General features: G+C 72.1%; 17 protein-coding genes and 1 pseudogene. 6 read left to right on the forward strand and 12 right to left on the reverse strand.

Annotation, left to right across the window (positions count from 1 at the left end; all coding sequences use genetic code 11):
- Positions 1-13: 13 nt before the first annotated feature.
- Complete coding sequence (locus UK12_RS13375; protein ID WP_082119572.1) at positions 14-820, forward strand: TetR/AcrR family transcriptional regulator; 807 nt, start codon at positions 14-16, stop codon at positions 818-820.
- Between the two features lie 416 nt (positions 821-1,236).
- Complete coding sequence (locus UK12_RS13380) at positions 1,237-3,234, forward strand: hypothetical protein (protein WP_045303131.1); 1,998 nt, start codon at positions 1,237-1,239, stop codon at positions 3,232-3,234.
- A 187-nt stretch (positions 3,235-3,421) separates the two neighbouring features.
- Here the strand turns inward: UK12_RS13380 and UK12_RS13385 are convergent, their stop codons facing one another.
- From UK12_RS13385 to UK12_RS13435, 11 genes are all read right to left on the reverse strand, one after another.
- Positions 3,422-4,114, reverse strand: a complete 693-nt coding sequence (locus tag UK12_RS13385; RefSeq protein WP_156178696.1) for a spermidine synthase — start codon at positions 4,112-4,114, stop codon at positions 3,422-3,424.
- Positions 4,115-4,278: 164 nt separating this feature from the next.
- Positions 4,279-5,343, reverse strand: coding sequence for a YeiH family protein (locus UK12_RS41205; protein ID WP_231591186.1), 1,065 nt, complete (start codon positions 5,341-5,343; stop codon positions 4,279-4,281).
- Between the two features lie 8 nt (positions 5,344-5,351).
- The gene (locus tag UK12_RS41210) at positions 5,352-5,870 is read right to left on the reverse strand and encodes a cysteine dioxygenase family protein (protein ID WP_197084819.1); all 519 of its coding nucleotides are present in this window, start codon (positions 5,868-5,870) and stop codon (positions 5,352-5,354) included.
- 166 nt (positions 5,871-6,036) lie between these two features.
- The gene (locus tag UK12_RS13400) at positions 6,037-6,942 is read right to left on the reverse strand and encodes a LysR family transcriptional regulator (RefSeq protein ID WP_045303135.1); all 906 of its coding nucleotides are present in this window, start codon (positions 6,940-6,942) and stop codon (positions 6,037-6,039) included.
- Positions 6,943-7,018: 76 nt separating this feature from the next.
- Positions 7,019-7,885, reverse strand: a complete 867-nt coding sequence (locus UK12_RS13405; protein ID WP_045303136.1) for an amino acid ABC transporter permease — start codon at positions 7,883-7,885, stop codon at positions 7,019-7,021.
- Positions 7,882-8,526, reverse strand: coding sequence for an amino acid ABC transporter permease (locus UK12_RS13410; RefSeq protein ID WP_045303137.1), 645 nt, complete (start codon positions 8,524-8,526; stop codon positions 7,882-7,884). Before UK12_RS13410 ends, UK12_RS13405 begins: the two co-directional genes overlap by 4 nt.
- Positions 8,527-8,542: 16 nt before the next feature.
- Positions 8,543-9,430 carry a glutamate ABC transporter substrate-binding protein gene (locus UK12_RS13415; protein WP_045303138.1) on the reverse strand — a complete coding sequence of 296 codons (888 nt, stop codon included), beginning with the start codon at positions 9,428-9,430 and terminating at the stop codon, positions 8,543-8,545.
- A gap of 11 nt (positions 9,431-9,441) precedes the next feature.
- Positions 9,442-10,170, reverse strand: a complete 729-nt coding sequence (locus UK12_RS13420) for an amino acid ABC transporter ATP-binding protein (RefSeq protein ID WP_045303155.1) — start codon at positions 10,168-10,170, stop codon at positions 9,442-9,444.
- 55 nt (positions 10,171-10,225) lie between these two features.
- Positions 10,226-10,480, reverse strand: a complete 255-nt coding sequence (locus tag UK12_RS13425) for a lipopolysaccharide assembly protein LapA domain-containing protein (protein WP_045303139.1) — start codon at positions 10,478-10,480, stop codon at positions 10,226-10,228.
- A gap of 172 nt (positions 10,481-10,652) precedes the next feature.
- The gene (locus UK12_RS13430; protein ID WP_045303140.1) at positions 10,653-12,425 is read right to left on the reverse strand and encodes an ABC transporter ATP-binding protein; all 1,773 of its coding nucleotides are present in this window, start codon (positions 12,423-12,425) and stop codon (positions 10,653-10,655) included.
- Entirely contained in the window at positions 12,422-14,260 is a 1,839-nt protein-coding gene (locus tag UK12_RS13435) for an ABC transporter transmembrane domain-containing protein (RefSeq protein WP_045303141.1), read from the reverse strand. The genes UK12_RS13430 and UK12_RS13435 overlap by 4 nt, the downstream gene beginning before the upstream one ends.
- A gap of 341 nt (positions 14,261-14,601) precedes the next feature.
- On the opposite strand from UK12_RS13435, the gene UK12_RS13440 reads away from it, so the two are divergent.
- Positions 14,602-15,456, forward strand: coding sequence for an aldo/keto reductase (locus UK12_RS13440; RefSeq protein WP_045303142.1), 855 nt, complete (start codon positions 14,602-14,604; stop codon positions 15,454-15,456).
- A 181-nt stretch (positions 15,457-15,637) separates the two neighbouring features.
- Here UK12_RS13440 and UK12_RS41215 read toward each other — a convergent pair whose 3' ends face one another.
- Positions 15,638-16,504, reverse strand: coding sequence for a MarR family winged helix-turn-helix transcriptional regulator (locus UK12_RS41215; protein ID WP_197084820.1), 867 nt, complete (start codon positions 16,502-16,504; stop codon positions 15,638-15,640).
- A 439-nt stretch (positions 16,505-16,943) separates the two neighbouring features.
- Between UK12_RS41215 and fabG the strand changes: the two genes are divergently transcribed.
- The 3 genes and pseudogenes from fabG to UK12_RS13460 form a co-directional block, all read left to right on the forward strand.
- A complete protein-coding gene (gene fabG, locus UK12_RS13450) occupies positions 16,944-17,711 on the forward strand; it encodes a 3-oxoacyl-ACP reductase FabG (RefSeq protein ID WP_045303143.1) in 768 nt (255 codons plus the stop codon).
- A gap of 96 nt (positions 17,712-17,807) precedes the next feature.
- The gene (locus UK12_RS13455; RefSeq protein ID WP_045303144.1) at positions 17,808-18,002 is read left to right on the forward strand and encodes a hypothetical protein; all 195 of its coding nucleotides are present in this window, start codon (positions 17,808-17,810) and stop codon (positions 18,000-18,002) included.
- 140 nt (positions 18,003-18,142) lie between these two features.
- Positions 18,143-18,892 (forward strand): annotated as a pseudogene (locus UK12_RS13460) (alpha-glucosidase domain-containing protein); the annotation flags it as partial.

Genomic DNA, 18,892 nt, shown 5'->3' on the forward strand with positions numbered 1-18,892 from the left:
TAGGGTGGCGGGCATGGCTTCCTCCCGTACACCGGCGGTGGCGGACCACCGCGCCGAGGACGAGCACGGCCCGGCCACGACCGCGCGCGCCGAGCGTCCGCCACGGCGCAGGCTCAGCGTGGACGAGCGCCGGGAGCAGCTGATCTCGGTCGCCCTGGACCTCTTCAGCAAGTACCCGCCCGAGGACGTGTCCATCGACGACATCGCCGCGGCGGCCGGCGCCTCGCGGCCACTGGTGTACCACTACTTCCCGGGCAAGCAGGCACTCTACGAGGAGTCGCTGCGGCGGGCCGGGCAGGAGCTGGCCGGCCGCTTCGAGGAGCACGCCGAGGGCCCGCTCTCCGAGCGGCTGTACCGGGTGATGGGCCGCTACCTGGACTTCGTGGACAGCCACGGCCCCGGCTTCTCGGCCCTGCTGCGCGGCGGTTCGGTGGCCGCCAGCCCCGGGACGACGGCGGTCATCGACGAGGTCAGGCGCGCGGCGCACGACCAGATCCTGCTGCACCTGGCGGTCACCGAGCCCAGCGCCGGCCTGCGGCGCACCGTACGGGCCTGGATCGCCAACGCGGAGATCACCTCCCTCGACTGGCTGGCCGACCGGTCCGTACCGCGCGAGGAACTCCAGCTCCAACTGGTCCAGGAATTCGTGGCCGCGCTGACGCTGACCGCAGCCCGGGAACCCGCCCTCGCCCTCGAACTCGCCGACTTCTTCGCCGCCGAACGCCCCGAGGGCCCCACCGGCCGCCTCGTCCGCGAACTGGCCAACCTCCTCACCGTCCCCAACCTCGCCCCCCAACTCACCCGCCTCGCCACCTCCTGACCCCGGGCCCGGCACATCCGCCCCCGCTCCCCCCATCACTCCCCTCAGCCCCGCCGCCCAGCACAGCCCTCACCACACCACCCGCACCCGGCCCGGGTCCCCCACTCAAACCCCCATCCCGCCGCCCAGCGCAGCGCCCACACCCCACCTGGGTCCCCACCCAAACCCCCGCCCCACCGCCCAGCGCAGCGCCCACCACACCACCCAGTCCCGGCCCGGGTCCCCCACTCAGACCCCCAACCCGCCGCCCAGCGCAGCGCCCACCACACCACCCGGCCCCGGCCCGGGTCCCCCACTCAGACCCCCAACCCGCCGCCCAGCGCAGCGCCCACCACACCACCCGGTCCCGGAGTGTCCGAGGTTTCTGATAGAAAGTGGACGGAATTTCGGCTTTCGGGCGAGGGGGGCTCAGCACCATGACTCAGGACAATTTCGCGGCCGCAGAGCAGATCGGAGCCACGCTCGACGTGCTGGCCGCGGCACTGCTCGACGGGCGCGCGACCCACTACCCGATCGCCTCGCTGACCGGCTTCCGCCGGGACGCCCACCCGTCGGCCTCCGCACTCTTCGGACTGCGTCTGAGCCCCAGCGGCCCCGGCACCCTGACGGTCCGTGGCCTGGGCACGGTCGTCGAGGGCAGCACCGCCCGCCCGACCGCGCCGGAGACCACCGTGGCCACCGAGCTGCTCACCCGCTTCGGCGGCGGAGCCGTCCGCGGCCTCTTCGGTTCGGCTCAGGGCGTGGACCCGGAGCAGTTCCAACTGCCGGTCGGTGTGGAGCGTACCGAGGACAAGCTGCGCCCGGGGTTCCCCGCCGCCCTCGCCGAGCTGGCCGCCGACCGGGCCACCACGGCTCCGGAGGAGCTGTCCACCGGTACGGGCGTGGAGGTGCGGCTGGTGCTGCCCTCGGTCTTCCACGCGCTCACCGCCCGGGGCACCGCCACCACCCGTACCGCACAGCTCGCCGAGGTCGCCGAGGAGCTCTTCGCCGGCAGCGACGTCCGCGCCCGCAAGGAGTGGGCCGTGCTGACGGCCGCACTGGCCAAGCCGTTGAGCGATGCGGGGACGCTGTTCGCCGGGGTCTCCGCCCTGCGTGTGTCGGGGCGGCCGAGCCATGCCTCCCTGGTGATATCGCTGACGCACCGTCCGGGCCAGATCTCCGAACTCGCCACCCAGCTCGCGGACACCCGCCCGCTGGCGGAGGTGTGGACGGTCCTGCTGCCCGCCGGGCCGGCCGCCGTCCTGGTCGAGGAGCGGACGTCCCCGATCCCGGCCGTACTGTCCAACGACGGCCGGCCGTACTGGACTTCCAGCTCGGTGGCCCAGGCGTTCGTACCGCTTCCGGACGGCGCTTCCGTCCTGGTCGTCCAGCTCTCCGTCGCGCAGCCGGAGGACTGGGAACTGTACATGGGCTCCTTCGCCGAGGTCCTGAAGAGTGTTCAGCTCGGCTGGGACGGCGTGTACGCTCCCCAGCCCGCCATCCCCACCCAGGCCCCGGCCCCGGCCCAACTCCAGGCCCAGCCTGCTCCTGCTCCTGCTCCTGCTCCTGCTCCTGCTCCTGCTCCTGCTCCTGCTCCTGCTGCGGACTCGTACCCCGCCGCCCCGTCCCAGCCGCAGCCGGCAGACGTTCCCGTAGCCCCGCCGGTACCGCTGCGGCCCCCGGCCGCGCCTGCCACCCCGCCGGCACCGGCCGCCGAGCAGCCGGCTGCGCCGAAGGGCACCCCGGTCACGGTTCCCCCGGCCGACTTCAACCCCTTCGCACCTCCGGCACCCACAGCCACAGCTGCAGCCGACGCAGCCGCACCCAGCAAGGGCACCCCGGTCGCAGTGCCGCCCGCCGACTTCAACCCCTTCGCGCCCCCGGCACCGGCCGCCGAGCAGCCGGCTCCACCGAAGGGCACCCCGGTCACGGTCCCCCCGGCCGACTTCAACCCCTTCGCAGCTGCGGCACCGTCAACTACCGCCGCCGCACCGGCCGTTCCCGCACCGGCGGCCGCGCCCGCCCCGCAACCGGCCCCGAGTGCGGACCCGTTCGGCACGGTGATGAACAACCAGCCCGCCGACCCGTTCGGCACGGTGACCACCGGATCGTCGCCCGCTCCGGCCGCCGCCCCGGCCCAGGCCCGGTCCTTCACGGCTCCCCCGCCGCCGACAACCCCTCCGACGATCCCGGCTCCGGCCCCGGCCAAGGGCACCCCGGTCGCGGTCCCCCCGGCGGACTTCAACCCCTTCGCGCCCCCGGCACCGGCCAACAACGCACCGGCCGCCGAGGAGCAGGGCGAGCCGGCCAAGGGCACCCCGGTCAACGTCCCGCCGCCGGACTTCAACCCGTTCGCCGCTCCCACCGCCCCGCCCGCAGCCCAGGCGGCCGGCCCGGCCACCCCGGAGCCTCCGGCCAACAACCCCTTCGGCTGAGCCGGAGACGGAGCCGGAGCCGGAGCCGGCAGCCCCCACAGCCAACGGCAGCGGCCGGACAGCCCCTTGCCCGGGTCGTCCGGCCGCCTCCGTACGCGCAGCAGATCCGTACGCGCAACAGACATGTAGGACAACACCGGCAGCAGACGCCAACGAGCCGAAGCGCCGGGGAAGTTGTCGAGTCGCCTCAGGCGCGGCGGGCCAGGTGGACCACGTCGGGGACGCCGCGCAGCACCGGGATCTCCAGCGTGCGCACATCGGCGAAACCGGCCGTCCGCAGCGCCTCCTCGAAGGCGGCGGACGGCTGTGCGCTCCACACCGCCAGTACCCCGCCGGGGGTCAACCGCCGCTGCGCGGCGGCCAGTCCGGCGGGGCCGTAGAGGCCGAGGTTGGAGTCGGTGACCGTCCAGTCCGGGCCGTTGTCGATGTCCAGGCAGAGCGCGTCGTACCGCTCGCCCTCGGCGCGCAGGTACTCGACCAGGTCGGTGTGGAGCACCGCCACCCGGGAGTCGTGCTCCAGCGCGTGTTCGGAGAACTCGGCCAGCGGGCCGGAGCGGTGCCAGTCGATGATCGCGCCCTCCCGCTCGGCCACCGCGATCCGGCCCCAACGGGGTTCGGCGGCGGCGTACGCCAGTGAGAAGCCCACGCCCAGGCCGCCGATCAGCACCGACGGGCGCTCGACGGAACCGAACTGGTCCAGGGCCGCCTGGATCAGCAGCCGCTCGGAGCGCCCGTCGGCGGTGTCCATCAGGAAGCAGCCGTTGGCGATGATCTCGAAGTGCCCGCCGCGCTGCCGCAGCACCACCTCGCCGTACGGGCCCTCGCGCCGGTCGAGCGTGACGGGGGCGTCCAGTCCGTCCCGGTCGGGCAGTACAGACATCGTGGTCCTCATCGTGCGTGAACGACGGTACCGGGCAACTCTACGCCAGCCGTGCACCTGACCGTCGCCGGGCCGACACCTGCCGGAGGTACTGCCCAGGCGATGACCGAAGCGCCGCTCAGGCCGTGGCTGAAGCGATGCCCGGGCCAACACCGAAGCACCGCTCAGGTAGTGAGCAGCACACCGGCGTACGAGACTCCCGCGACCACCACCCAGGAGGCCAGCCCGAGTGCCGCGACCCGTCCACCGGTCCGCGCCAGGGTGGGCAGGTGGACGGCGCTGCCGAGGCCGAACAGGGCTGCCGCGAGCAGTAGTTCCTGCCCGTTCTGAGCCAGCGTCAGCGCCTCCGCCGGCACGGTCGCCACCGTGCGCAGCACGATCATCGCGAGGAAGCCGAGCACGAACAGCGGTACCAGCGGCGGCCGCTTGGCACCGCTCGGGCGGTCCTCCGAACGGCCCGAGCGCCGCCGCCGGACGATGGCCAGTGCCACTCCGGCCGTCAGCGGGGCCAGCAGCACCACTCGCATCAACTTGACCAGTACGGCTTCGCGCAGCGCGTCCGCCCCACCGGTCTGCGCGGTGGCGACCACCTGCCCGACGTCGTGCACGCTCGCGCCGACCCAGCGCCCGAACTCGGCTCCTCCGAGCCCCAACGGATGTTGCAGCAGCGGGAGTACGGCGATCGCGAGGGTTCCGCAGAGGGTGACCAGTGCCACCGAGGTGGCGACGTCCTCCTCGTCGCTCTCGGCGACCTGGCTGACGGCGCCGATCGCCGAGGCGCCGCAGATCGAGTAGCCGGTGGCGATCAGCAGCGGCTGGTCGCCGCGCAGTCCGAGTCGCCGGCCGAGCCAGAGCGTGCCGAAGAAGGTCGCGGCGACCACGGCGAGCACCATGGCGACGGTGGCCCAGCCGAGGCCGAGGACGTCGCCGAGGCTGAGCTTGAGGCCGAGCAGGACGATCCCGACCCGCATCAGCCGTTTCCCGGCGAGCGAGAGTCCTGCTCTGGCCGCACCCCTGACCAGCGGGCGCAGCCAGGGGATGTGCGCGACGGCCACGCCGAGCAGCACGGCGGCGGTCAGTCGGGGGATCGCGGGGATCAGCGAGTGCACGGCCCACGCGGCGGCCACGCCGAGCGCTGCGAGCCCCAGCCCCGGGCCGTTGCGCCGGAACGCGGGGCCGAAGGCGGGTTGTGCGGTGGGACGTACGGCGGTACGGAGGGTCAGTGCCACAGGTCCGCTCACCGCTCGTCTGCGGGCAGGCGGTAGACCCGGCGGACGCTGCTGCCGAGCCGTGCGATGTCCGCGCCGTAGACGTGCAGGGAGATGGCGGTGTCCGGGCCGCAGTTCTGCACCCGGTGGATGTCGCCGGGCGGGGCGAAGCCGCAGACCGCGCCGACCGGGTTGGTGACGTCCTCGGTGGCGACCAGTCGGCCGGCCCGGCCGTCGGAGACCAGCCGGAAGCGCCGTTCGCTCTCCACGCCCTGGTGGACGCCGGTGGCGCACCAGGAGACGTGATCGTGAATGGAGGTGTGCTGGCCGGACAGCCAGACCAGGGCGACCAGCGAGAAGCTGCCGTCGGTCTCGGCGTGGATCAGGTGCTGGCGGTAGCGGTCGGGGTCGCCGACCTGCTGGTCCGCGGTGAGCAGGTCGGCGGTGCCGAGGTGGGGTGCGAGCTGCTCGCCGACCAGGTAGGCGGTCAGGTCCGGGGGGAGGCCGCGGTCGACGACCTCGCGCAGTGCACCGATCAGGCGGTGCATGCGCTCCGTACACCGGTCGGCGGTTACGGTGGCGGAAGTTGTCATATCTTGAGCGTCGGCCCGATCCGACCATCACGTCCAACGACAGTTCGTTGACGATATGCCAACTTCCGCTTATGGATCGACCCGGCCGGACCGTCCGACCCGACAGGGTCCTCCCGCTACCTCAGCAGCCGACCCGCGAGGCCCCGGCCCTGCGCAGCTCGTCCAGCACCAGTGCGGTGGCCGGGATCCGCTGGTGCTCGCGCAGCAGGTAGGCGGAGACCTTGCGGCGCAGGTGCGGTTCGACCAGGCGGCCGGTGACCTTGCGGTGACACATGAAGGAGAGCACCAGCGCGGGCATCAGGGCTATCCCGACTCCGGCGGCGACCAGGCTCTGCACAGCCAGGTTGTCGTCGGTGGTGAAGACCACGTCGGGGGCGAAGCCCTCGTCGGCGCAGACCTGGAGCAGGTTGGCCCGGCAGCGCGGGCACCCGGCGATCCACCGCTCGCCGCCGAGGTCGGCCAGCCGTACGGCGTGCCGCCTGGCCAGCTGGTGGCCGACCGGCAGCAGCAGGGTCAACTGGTCCTCCATCAGCGGGACTTCGACCAGCTCGGGCGGGGTCTCGGCGCGCGATCCCGGGTAGCTGAAGGAGAGCGCAATGTCGCACTCGCCGCGCAGCAGGCGCTGGACGGACTCGGGCGGCTCGGCCTCCAGCAGCTCGACCCGGACGCCCGGGTGCTCGGTGAGCAGCCGGGCCATCGCCTCGGGGATCAGGGTCGCGTTGGCGCTCGGGAAGGCGCAGACCCGGACGCGTCCGGCGCGCAGCCGGGCGAGTGCGCCGAGCTGCTGCTGGGCGGCGTCCATGCTGGAGAGGATGGTCCGGGCATGCCGGGAGAGGGCCTCGCCGGCCTCGGTGAGCCGCAGCCCGCGCCCCGCGCGGGTGAACAGCGGGACACCGACGTCGCGCTCCAGCGCCTTCATCTGCTGAGTGATGGCGGGTTGGGTGTAACCGAGGGCGCGGGCGGCGGCGGAGTAGGAGCCGCTGCTGACGACCTCGTGGAATGTCCTGATGTGCCGTGAGTCGAACACCTCTGAATCATAAGCAAATTTTGGATGCGCATCCGCAATACCCCAGCCTTCGCTTTGATGTCCGACAGCCCCGGGACTACTGCTGTGCCTCCGGCGGCAGTCCCATCACCACTCCCGCCTCGGCGATCGGGGCACCGCCCCTGGCCTTGGGGCTGCGTCGGCTGCGCTTCTCGACCCACCGGGCCAGCCAGGAGAGCAGCAGACACATCCCGATGTAGACGGGCACGATGACCATCACGACCGGGATGAACGGCAGATCGTAGTCGAGGTTGGTGGCGATCAGCTTCCCGGCGTGCAGGAACTCCTCGAAGGTGATCAGGAAACCGAGCGAGGTGTCCTTGAGCGCCACCACCAGCTGGCTGATGATGGTCGGCAGCATGGCCCGGTTGGCCTGCGGCACCAGGACGAACGTCATCACCTGGGTCTTGCGCATCCCGAGCGCGAAGGCCGCCTCGCGCTGCCCCGTGGGCACGGCGAGCACGCCCGCGCGGAAGACCTCGGCGAGGACCGACCCGTTGTAGAGGGTCAGTCCGGCGACCAGCGCCCAGAGCGGCTGCACCTTCATGGCGACGAAGATGAAGAAGATCATCACCAGCAGCGGCATGGCCCGGAAGAACTCGACCACCAGCGTGGCGAACCAGCGCACCACCCGGTGGTCGGAGAGCCGCCCGGCGGCGAACAGCGCGCCGAACGGCAGCGCGAAGACCACGGTCCAGGCGAAGGCGGTCAGCGTGTTGCCGAGGCCGCGCAGCAGCAGGTCCTGGACTCCCCGGTACTCGAAGGGCATCCACTTCCGGTACGTGAACTGGTGGGTGTGGAAGAGCTTGTACACCACCCAGCCGATCAGCGCGGCGATCAGCAGCAGCGCGACACCGCCGTAGAGCCGGTGCCGGGCGAGCGCCCTGGGGCCGGGGACGTCGTAGAGCGCGGAGCCGATGGTCATCGCGAAGCCGCCACCCGTCGCTCGAGGAGGTTGAAGAGGGCGCTGATCGCCAGGGTGATGACCAGGTAGCCGACCGCGATCCAGACGAACGTCCAGATGATGCTGTAGCCGAGCTCGTTGAGGGTGCGGTAGGTCCCGAGCAGTTCGGTCACGCTGAACGAACCGGCGATCGCGCTGTTCTTCGCCAGCGCGATCATCACACTGCCGATCGGTGCCACCACCGAGCGGTACGCCTGCGGCATCACCACCACGCCCAGCGTCTGGCCGAAGGACATCCCCAGACTGCGGGCCGCCTCCCCCTGCCCGGCGGGGACGGTGTTGATGCCCGAGCGCAGCGCCTCGCAGACGAAGGCCGAGGTGTAGCAGCCGAGTGCCAGCACCGCGAAGGTGAAGAACGGCAGCACGATCTCGAACCGCGGCAGCCCCAGCACCACCACGAAGAACAGCAGCGTCAGCGGGGTGTTGCGCAGCACGGTCACCCAGCCGGTGCCGAACGCCCGCAGCGGCCGCACCGGCGAGACCCGGAAGCCGGCCATCAGCACACCCAACAGCAGGGCCAACACGCCGCTGATCACGGTGAGTTCGAGCGTACCGAGGAAGCCGTGCCAGTAGGTCGAGAGATTGTCGGTCAGGACTTTCATACCGGTCCGGCCCTCCTCAGTACCGGTCGATCGGCGGCGGTGTCGGCGCGGGCACCCCGGACAGCCCGAGCGTGGCGTCGTACGCCCTCTTCCAGTCGCCGTTCTGCTCGTGCCGCGCGAGCGCGTCGTCGATGGCCAGCCGGAGCACCCGGTCCTCCTTCGGGGTGCCGATGCCGTACGGCTCGGTGGAGAACGGCTGCCCGGCGATCTTCAACTCGTCCGGGGCCTTGGCGGCGAACCCCTGCAGGATGGCGTTGTCGGTGGTCACCGCGTCGACCTGGCCGGTGATCAGGTTGTCGACACAGGCGGAGTAGGTGTCGTACCCGACCAGGTGCGCCTTCGGGTAGTCCTGCCGGATCCGCTGGTACGGCGTCGAACCGGCGGCCGAGCAGACCTTCTTGCCGGCCAGGTCCTGCGGCCCGTGGATGCTGTTGTCGTTCTTGCGGACCAGCAGGCCCTGCCCGGCGATGAAGTACGGTCCGGCGAAGCCGACCAGCTTCTTGCGGTTGTCGTTGATGGTGTAGGTGCCGACGTAGTAGTCGATCTGGCCGTTCTGCAGCGCGGTCTCACGGTTGGCCGAGGCGATGGTCTTGAACTCGATCCGGTCGGAGCCGAACCCGAGATCGGCGGCGACCATCTTGGCGATCTCGATGTCGAAGCCGGCGTACTGACCGGTGGCCGGGTTCTTCTGGCCCAGGTAGGGCTGGTCCTCCTTGACCCCGATCACCAGCCGCCCCCGCGCCCGCGCCCGATCGAGGGTGGGCGAGCCCTGGATCTCCGAGGCGTTCTGCACCTGGTAGGTGGGCAGCGCACTCGCCTGCGGACCCTTCGGGGGCGGGGTGCCGGGCTTGCCGCACGCGGTGAGCAGCACGAAGAGGACGACGAGCAGCGGGAGACGCTTCATCCGGCGCCCCCTCAGTGCTTCAGGATCTTGGAGAGGAAGTCCCTCGCCCGTTCGGTGTTCGGCGCGCTGAAGAACTCCTCCGGCTTACGGTCCTCCAGGATCCGGCCGTCGGCCATGAAGACGACCCGGTTGGCGGAGGCCCGTGCGAAGCCCATCTCATGGGTGACGACCACCATCGTCATCCCCTCGCGGGCCAGGCCCCGCATCACATCGAGCACCTCGTTGATCATCTCGGGGTCGAGGGCCGAGGTGGGCTCGTCGAACAGCAGCGCCTTCGGGTCCATCGCCAACGCCCGGGCGATCGCCACCCGCTGCTGCTGGCCGCCGGAGAGCTGCGCCGGGTACTTGTCCGCCTGCGAGGCCAGACCGACCCGCTCCAGCAGGTCGCGGGCCTTTCGGTCGGCCTCGGACTTGGTCCGCTTGCGGACCTTCAGCTGGGCCAGCGTCACGTTCTGCAGCACGGTCTTGTGCGCGAAGAGGTTGAAGGACTGGAAGACCATCCCGACCTCGGCCCGCAGCCTGGCCAGGCCCTTGCCCTCCTCGGGCAGCGGGACGCCGTCGATGGTGATGGTGCCGGACTCCACCGGCTCCAGCCGGTTGATCGCCCGGCAGAGCGTCGACTTGCCGGAGCCGGACGGGCCGATCACCACGACCACCTCACCGCGTCCGACGGTGAGATCGATGTCCTGCAGGACGTGCAGCCGGCCGTAGTGCTTGTTGACACCGGCCAGCTCGATCAGCGGGGTGAAAGCTGCGGTACTCACGGTGCGGGAACCCTCCCGGGGCTCGGGAGGGTCATTTGCCGCGTCGCCCCTTGGCCAGCCAGCCGAGGGCGCCACCCGCGACCAGGGTCGCCAGCAGGGCGATCCAGAGCGGGGCGGTCACGGTGAACACCCAGAACTGGATCTTCACGCTGTCCAGGTTGGCGAACAGGAACCAGATCGCCAGGATCACGATCACACCGATCGCGATCACCCTGGTCGGGATACCCGCGATCTCACCCCTGCCCTTGCTGCCGAAGGATGAGGAACCGCCCGAAGTCTTGGCCACAGAGGCAGTCTGCGCCGCGACCGCACCACCCCGCAGCGCACGCCGCCCGCGGTACCCCGGCTGGCCCACCCCGTACACCCAGCCGGGTGCAGCGCACCTCGGGACCGGCCGCGCCGGGCGCACGGGGGACCGCCCGCCCGGCCGCGCCGGACCCCGGGCCGGCCCGTCGGCCTCACCCCTCGTCCCGCCAGGAGCGCCAGAGCGCCGCGTACGGCCCGCCCGCGGCCACCAGCTCGGGGTGGCTGCCGTACTCGCTGATCCGCCCCTGCTCGACCACCGCGATCACATCCGCGTCGTGCGCCGTGTGCAGCCGGTGGGCGATGGCGATCACCGTACGGCCCTCCAGCACCCGGGAGAGCGAGCGCTCCAGGTGCCGCGCCGCGCGCGGGTCCAGCAGCGAGGTGGCCTCGTCCAGCACCAGGGTGTGCGGGTCGGCCAGGACCAGCCGGGCCAGCGCCAGCTGCTGCGCCTGCGGCGGCGTCAGCCCCGTCCCGCCGGAGCCGACCTCGGTGTCCAGGCCCTCCGGCAGCGCGGCCACCCAGCCCTGCGCGTCCACCGCCGCCAGCGCGGCGTGCAGCTCGACGTCGTCCGCCTCGGCGCGGGCCAGCCGCAGGTTGTCCCGCAGCGTGCCGACGAACACGTGGTGCTCCTGGTTGACCAGGGCGACCTCGGCCCGGATCCGCTCGGCGGGCATCCTCGCCAACGGCGCACCGCCGAGGGTCACGCTCCCCCGGCCCGGAGCGTAGATCCCCGCGAGCAGACGCCCCAGCGTCGACTTCCCCGCGCCCGACGGGCCGACCAGCGCGACCCGGCTGCCGGGCGCCACCTCCAGGCTGATGCCGTGCAGCACATCGGCCCCCTCGCGGTAGCCGAACCGGACCTCGGCCGCCGAGACCTGGTGGCCGGCCGGCTGCACGTGCTCGTCCGTCTCCGGGTCCGCCACCTCGCGGACCCCGACCAGCCGGGCCAACGAGGCCTGGCCGACCTGGAGTTCGTCGTACCAGCGCAGGATCAGGTCGACCGGGTTGGTCAGCGCCTGGGCGTAGAGCACCCCGGCGGTCAGCTGGCCGATCCCGATCCAGCCGTGCACGGCGTAGACGCCGCCCAGGGTGAGGGTGGCCAGTACCGCCAGCGCGTAGGTGGCGTCCACGCTCGGGAACCACACGGTGCGCAGCCACAGGGTGTACCGCTCCCAGGCCAGCCACTCGCCGATCCGGCGGTCCGTCAGCCTGATCCGCTCCTCGCCCAAGCGCAGCGCCTCGACCGTACGGCCGGCGTCCACCGTCTCGGCGAGCACGGTGTTCACCGCCGCGTACCCGGCCGACTCGGAGCGGTAGGACTGCGGGGCGCGGCGGAAGTACCAGCGGGAGGTGGCCAGCAGCAGCGGCATCCCGATGACCGCGGTGACCGCGAGCAGCGGTGAGGTGAGCAGCAGGGCGCCGAGCACCAGCGCCACCGAGACCAGGGCGACGGCCAGTTCGGGCACCGCCTCGCGGACCGACTTCGCGAGCCGGTCGATGTCGGTGGTGCCCCGGGAGACCAGGTCGCCGGTGCCGGCCCGTTCCAGTACGCCGGGCGGCAGGGCGACCGAGCGCACCAGGAAGTCCTCCCGCAGGTCGGCCAGCACCTCCTCGCCGAGCACGCTGCCGCGCAGCCGGGACCAGCCGATGAACGCGGACTGCACGAGAAGCGCGAGCAGGTACCACCCGATCCCGGCGAGGATCCGGCCTTCGGTCGTGCCCGTGCTGAGCTCCTGCACCAGCGAGCCGAGTACCCACGGACCGACCAGGCCGGCCACGGTGGCGACGGCGTGCAGGCCGATCACCGCGGCGAAGCCGGAGCGGTGCCGCCGGGCCAGCAGCCGGAGGTAGGAACGGACGGTGGCCGGTGAGGCGACCGGCAGCATGGCGGCCGGTCCGTGCTGCCGGACGACGGGGGGCTTCATACCTTCTCCTCGGAGTGGGTCTGCGCCGCGGCCGGACCGGCCGCCGGCACGGCCTCGGGCGCGGTCTGCTCCGGCAGCGCCGGCTCGGTGTCACGGGTGACGACGGCCCGGTACTGCGGGCAGCTGCGCAGGAGTTCGCGGTGCGAGCCGGTGGCGGCGACCCGGCCCTGGTGGACCAGCAGGACGGTGTCCGCCCGGTCCAGCAGCAGCGGACTGGTCGCGAACAGCACGGTGGTGCGCCCGTCGCGCAGTTCGCGCAGCCCGGCGGCGATCCGGGACTCGGTGTGGGCGTCCACCGCGCTGGTCGGCTCGTCCAGCACCAGCACCGCCGGGTCGGCCACCAACGAGCGGGCCAGCGCGAGGCGTTGGCGCTGCCCGCCGGAGAGCGAGCGCCCGCGCTCGGTGATCCGGGCCCGCATCGGGTCGCCCCCGCACTCGGGCGAGCCGTCGACCAGGGCGTCCAGCACGTCGTCGGCGCGGACGGCGGTGAGCGCCTGCGCCGTGGTGACGCGCCCGGAGGCGGGGACCTCGAACAGCTCGGCCAGGGTGCCGGAAAGCAGCACCGGCTCCTTGTCGTGGACCAGGACGGCCGCCCGCGCCTCGCCCAGCGGCAGCTCGTCCAGCGGCGTGCCGCCGAGCCGTACGGAGGGCTCGGGCCGCTCGTCCTCGGCCAGCGGCAGGTGGCCGCCGAGCCGCCCGGCCAGGTGGCCCGCGACGTCCGGATCGCCGCAGACCACGGCGGTGATCCGCCCGGCGCGGGCGGTCAGCCCGGTGACCGGGTCGTGCAGGTCGGCGCGCTCGGGGCGGGTGAGGGCGGCGGCGAGGGTCTGCTCGCCGGCCGTCCGGGTCAGCGCGAGCACCTGGGTCGCCCGCTCCGCGGAGACCCGGGCGACGCTCCAGGCGTGCGCGGCCTCGCCGAGGATCCGCAGCGGGGAGGCCAGGAAGGCCATCGCCCCGTAGACCGCGACCAGTTCACCGACCCCGATCCGGCCCCGGACCACCAGCTCGGCCCCGTACCAGGTGGTGGCGACCACGAACAGGCCCGGCAGCAGCACCTGTTGGGCCTGCATCAGCGACCAGATCCGGGCGGTGCGGACGGCGGCGCCGCGGACCTGCTGGGAGGCCGCGCGATAGCGCTCCAGGAACAGCTCCTCACCGCCGATCCCGCGCAGCACCCGCAGCCCGGCGACGGTGTCGGCGGCCAGCTCGGTGGCCCTGCCCGCGAAGGCGCGCTGCTTGCCGTAGCGGCGTTCCAGCGGCGCGAGCAGCGGCCAGACTGAGGCGGCCAGGACCGGCACACCGAGCAGCACGGCGAGGCCGAGCAGCGGTCTGCGGGACAGGACGACCGCGCTGAGGCCGAGCCAGACCACGACGGCGGCGCGCACCCGGGCGGTCAGCTCGACGTACCAGCCGATCCGTTCCACGTCGCTGTTGCTGACCGCGACGAGCTCGCCGGTGGCGATCCGCCGGGACAGCCCGGCGCCGAGCCGGGAGGCCTGGCGGGCGAGAAGCTGGCGCAGCTGGGAGGCGGCGGTGATCCAGTTCCACACCGCCTGCCGGTGCAGTTGGACGCCGCCGAGGGACTGCAGTGCGGCGAGCAGCAGGGCGAGGGCGCCGGCCCGCCAGATCGCGGCGGTGTCGCCGGCCACGGCGGCCTGGATGCCCAGGCCGAGCGCCAGCGGGAGAGCCGCCTGGCAGGCGAGCTCCAGGACTCCCCAGCAGGTGGCGAGCAGCTGCCCGCGCCGCTGGCTGCGCTGCATCCAGCGCAGGAAGGCGAGCGGTGAACTCAGATCGGGGACGCCGGGGTCGGGCATCGGCAGGGACTTGAGCGGCATGACGCTCCGTTACGGGGGTGGTGCGGGCAGGGTGCTCGGGCACGCGGCCCAGGTCCTGGGCGCGGCGGGGCCGCCCGGCGCGGTACGCGGGCCAGGGCGGGACGAGGTGACGGCGGTGTGCTGGTCATCAGGACGTCATGGGCACCGAGCGTGCCGGGCGCACTGTGACGTACGCAACAGGTTTTCCGGCCCGAGCCGCCCGGCAGTGGGGATACGGAGCGTCACTTGGGCTCCGGGTTCATCAATTTTGGTGAATCTTTGGCAAAACGGGAACATCACGGCCCAATCCGGGGTTGCTCCCCAGCGGCACTATTGGACAGAACCGGAGGGCACACCTTCCAGTGAGCACCATCCCCAGCGTCACCCTGAACAACGGCGTCCGGATCCCGCAGCTCGGCTTCGGCGTCTGGCAGGTTCCGGATGCCGAGGCGGCGATCGCCGTCCGCACCGCCATCGAGGCCGGCTACCGCAGCATCGACACCGCCGCCATCTACGAGAACGAGGCCGGCACCGGTCAGGCGATCGCAGCGGCCGGCGTGCCGCGCGAGGAGCTGTTCATCACCACCAAGCTGTGGAACTCGGGCACCAGGGACTGGTCCGGGCAGCAGGGCCAGGACGCCGTGCTGCGCGCCTTCGACGAGTCGCTGGCCAAGCTCGGCCTCGACTACCTCGACCTGTACCTGATCCACTGGCCGCGCCCGATGCACGGCAGCTTCCTCAACATCTGGAAGGCGTTCGAGAAGCTGTCCGCCGAGGGCCGGGTCAAGGCGGTCGGCGTCTCCAACTTCGGCATCCGGCAGCTGGACGCGCTGCGCCAGGAGAGCTCCGTCGTTCCGGTGCTCAACCAGGTGGAGCTGCACCCGCACTTCCCGCAGCCGGAGCTGCGCGCGTACCACGCCGAGCACGGCATCGCGACCGAGGCCTGGAGCCCGCTGGGCCAGGGCAAGGAGCTGCTCACCGAGCCCGCCCTGGTGCGGATCGCCGAGAAGCACGGCCGCACGGTGGCCCAGGTGGTGCTGCGCTGGCACCTGCAGAGCGGCATCATCGCGATCCCGAAGTCGGTCACCCCGTCGCGGATCAGGGAGAACCTCGAGGTCACCGGCTTCGAGCTGGACGCCGACGACCTGGCCGCGATCGCCGACGTGGCGACGGGCAAGCGCCTCGGCCCGGACCCGCAGGAATTCGACTGGAGCTGACGCCCACGGCCCACCGCCGGCGGCGCTGACGGAAGACGAACGGCCGGTCGCTGCCCCGGACTCGGGGCGACCGGCCGCTCGTCACATCGTCGTGCACGTGCCTGCTGCGCTGTTCGAACTGTTCAGCTTTGGTTCGGCATGGGTGGCAAATCGTTACTGCCACCGGTGTTCCGACGGATCGTTACAGCCTGCCGGCCTTCGCGATCAGCGCCAGGGCGGGCTCGTGCTCGTGCGGCTCCAGCGGGGAGAGCAGGAGTTCCTGCACCTCCCGCACCGCAGCTGCCGAACGGTGCAGCAGGTCCTGCCCGGCCGGCGAGAGCGAGAGCAGGTTGCGCCGTCCGTCCGAGGGGTCGCGGCGACGCAGCACCAGACCGCGCCGGACCAGCCGGCTGACCATCTCGGCCATGGTCGCCTTGTCCAGCGAGGCCAGCTCGCCGACCGTGCGCTGGTCGGCGCCCGGCTCGGTCTCCAGCGCGTCCAGCACCGCGTACTGAGGGGCCGTCAGCTCGGAACCGACCTTGTCCGACCAGAGCTTGGTGTGCACCTGCTGGCTGACCCGGATCAGGTAGCCGATCGCCCGCTGGGCGTCCAGCATCGGCCGGGCGTCCGTCATGACCGCCACGGCGGCCGGCTCCAGACGGGCTATCTTCGCCATCACCCGGACGATCTCGATCTGCTCCTCGGGGCTGAGCGGTTCGAAGAGCGTCCGCTGGACGCGGACCACTCCGCCGGTGGCCTCGCGCACCGCCTGCGCACCGCTCTGCGAGAGCGCAAGCAGCTTGCGGCGGCCGTCGGCCGGGTCGCGTCGGCGCAGCACCAGGCCGCGTCGCACCAGGCGGGCGACCATTTCGGCCATCGTGGCCTTGTCGAGCGAGGCCCGCTCACCGACCGTGCGCTGGTCGGCTCCCGGTTCGAGTGCCAGCACGAGCAGCACCGCGAACTGCGGAGCCGTGAGCTCGGAACCGACGTACTCGGACCACAGGCGGGTGTGCACCTGCTGGGCCACGCGGATGAGGTGGCCGGGCGACTGCTGAAGTCGCGCGGTCACACGGGTCGTCGGGATCTCCCCCAGCACCATGAAATCCGTCCCGATGTCACACCCGGTGTGTGTGGGACACCCGGGCGGGGCAGTAACGGCGAGTGAGCGTCCCGCTGTGAGGGTAGGCGCGCCAGCCGTGCAGCCGGTGGCTGCTGGCGCACACTATACAAACGGTAGGCCCGCGCTGGCAGGCAGGGGCCAAGAGTAGACGCTTGTTCGTCGAAGTTGGCATATTTCCGCAGCATGTCGTGGTCACAACTACCGGTTTGAGTGATTGATCTTCACCGTATGACTTCACCCTGCGTCACCTGCGACTCTGCACTCTGGCCCGGAGGGCTACCCGCCGGTAGGGTGTGCGCCGCAGCGCCCTGCGCACCACTCTTCCGGGCAAGGGCCGCTCTCGGCAGCGGCCGTGTCCGTCACCCCACCGAGAGAGACGAGTACGAGCATGACCGAGCAGAACAGCCCTCGCCGGGTCGCGGTCGTCACCGGTGCGGCCCGCGGCATCGGCGCCGCGACCGCCGAGCGGCTGGCCGCCGACGGGTACGCGGTGGCCGTGGTGGACCTGGCGGCCGACGCGGGCAAGGACACCGTGGACCGGATCCTCGCCGCGGGCGGCACCGCACTGGCCGTCGGGGCGGACGTCTCGGACGCCGAGCAGGTGGAGGCGGCCGTGGCGGTGATCGCCGCCGAGCTCGGCGCACCGGTGGTGCTGGTCAACAACGCCGGGGTGCTGCGTGACAACCTGCTGTTCAAGATGTCCGAATCGGACTGGGACACCGTGATGAACGTCCACCTCAAGGGCGCCTTCCTGATGACCCGGGCCTGCCAGAAGCACATGGTGGACGCCGGATTCGGCCGGATCGTCAACCTCTCCTCCTCCTCGGCCCAGGGCAACCGCGGCCAGGCCAACTACTCCGCGGCCAAGGCCGGCCTGCAGGGCTTCACCAAGACCCTGGCGATCGAGCTGGGCAAGTTCGGCATCACCGCCAACGCGGTGGCCCCCGGCTTCATCGCGACCGACATGACGGCCGCCACGGCCGCCCGGGTCGGCATCGAGTTCGAGGCGTTCAAGCAGGCCGCCGCCTCCCAGATCCCGGTCAACCGGGTCGGCGTTCCCGAGGACATCGCCAACACCATCTCCTTCCTGGCGGGCGAGGCCGCCGGTTTCGTCTCCGGTCAGGTCATCTACGTCGCGGGCGGCCCGCTCGACTGACCGCTTTCCACCGGGTCCCACCCGCTCGCGATGCGGGAGCGGCCCGGTGGGAGGAGACTCGGGGATCAGAAACCCGCAATCCCCGGGAGGCACCAGATGACGAACGAGCCCACCGACAGCGAGTTCCGCCCGACGCCGGACCGCCTCCTCCACACGGGTGCCGAACACCCGGTGGACCCGGAGGACCTGGTCATGGCCTCGGGCCGGACCCCGACCCCGGAGCTCATCGAGAAGGCCCGGCAGGACCTGGAGAAGTACGGCGCCGCCGCGGTCGAACGCCTGATGCCCTGAGCACCTGAACCCCACTCGGGCCCCCGCCTCAACGCGGGGGCCCGAGTGCGTTTCCAGCCAGTTCGGGGGGTGTGGTCAAGTACACCAGTTTGCGCTATACCTGCTCATCAGTGTTCGTTCTTGCATGATGAGGAGCTCATATGCGCAGAACTTTGCAACACTCTCGACCCCGGCGGGCCCGTCCCGTCGTCCTGGCCCTTGCGGCCGTCCTCTCCCTCGGCGGCACCGCCGTCACCCCCGCCCTCGCCGCCACCGGCACGAGCACCGGCACCGGCGGGTCGGCCCCCACCGCGGCCGCAGGCTCGGCCGGCGCCGTCACCGCCTTCACCGCGAAGGGCGCCGTCTACACCTTCGCGGCGGGCAGCGCCAAGGCCCGGGTCAGCTTCGTCTCCGACCAGGTCTTCCGGATCGAGCTGTCGCCCAGCGGGCCGTTCACCGACCCGGTCGGCTCGGACGTCGCCCTCCCGCAGGGCGCCCCGCCCGCCACCAAGTGGCGTGACGCGGGCGACCGTTACGAACTTTCCACCGGCAAGGTCACCCTGCGGGTCTACAAGTCGGCGCTGCGTTTCGCGCTCTACCGGGCCGACGGATCGAAGGTCTGGGAGGAGACCAAACCGATCTCCTGGGACGGCAAGGCCACCACCCAGACCCTGGCCAGGGGCGCGAGCGAGCAGTACTTCGGCGCCGGGGAGCAGAACGGCTCCTTCTCCCACCGGGGCAAGACCGTCCAGGTCGGCGTGGACTACGACTGGAACGAGGGCGGCCACCCCAACTCCGTTCCGTTCTACCTCTCTTCGGCCGGCTACGGCGTCTACCGCAACACCTACGCCCCGGGCAGCTACGCCTTCGACGACCCGGTCAGCACCACCGAGCAGGAGCTGCGCTTCGAC

Origin of the sequence: Saccharothrix sp. ST-888, from assembly GCF_000955975.1 — a bacterium.
Classification (GTDB): domain Bacteria; phylum Actinomycetota; class Actinomycetes; order Streptomycetales; family Streptomycetaceae; genus Kitasatospora.

Bases quoted from the DNA above. Each gene is read 5' to 3' on its own strand.
- UK12_RS13375 (WP_082119572.1), top strand. From the start codon at position 14: ATGGCTTCCTCCCGTACACCGGCGGTGGCGGACCACCGCGCCGAGGAC.
- UK12_RS13380 (WP_045303131.1), top strand. From the start codon at position 1,237: ATGACTCAGGACAATTTCGCGGCCGCAGAGCAGATCGGAGCCACGCTC.
- UK12_RS13385 (WP_156178696.1), bottom strand. From the start codon at position 4,114: ATGTCTGTACTGCCCGACCGGGACGGACTGGACGCCCCCGTCACGCTC.
- UK12_RS41210 (WP_197084819.1), bottom strand. From the start codon at position 5,870: ATGCACCGCCTGATCGGTGCACTGCGCGAGGTCGTCGACCGCGGCCTC.
- UK12_RS13405 (WP_045303136.1), bottom strand. From the start codon at position 7,885: ATGACCATCGGCTCCGCGCTCTACGACGTCCCCGGCCCCAGGGCGCTC.
- UK12_RS13410 (WP_045303137.1), bottom strand. From the start codon at position 8,526: ATGAAAGTCCTGACCGACAATCTCTCGACCTACTGGCACGGCTTCCTC.
- UK12_RS13415 (WP_045303138.1), bottom strand. From the start codon at position 9,430: ATGAAGCGTCTCCCGCTGCTCGTCGTCCTCTTCGTGCTGCTCACCGCG.
- UK12_RS13430 (WP_045303140.1), bottom strand. From the start codon at position 12,425: ATGAAGCCCCCCGTCGTCCGGCAGCACGGACCGGCCGCCATGCTGCCG.
- UK12_RS13435 (WP_045303141.1), bottom strand. From the start codon at position 14,260: ATGCCGCTCAAGTCCCTGCCGATGCCCGACCCCGGCGTCCCCGATCTG.
- fabG (WP_045303143.1), top strand. From the start codon at position 16,944: ATGACCGAGCAGAACAGCCCTCGCCGGGTCGCGGTCGTCACCGGTGCG.
- UK12_RS13455 (WP_045303144.1), top strand. From the start codon at position 17,808: ATGACGAACGAGCCCACCGACAGCGAGTTCCGCCCGACGCCGGACCGC.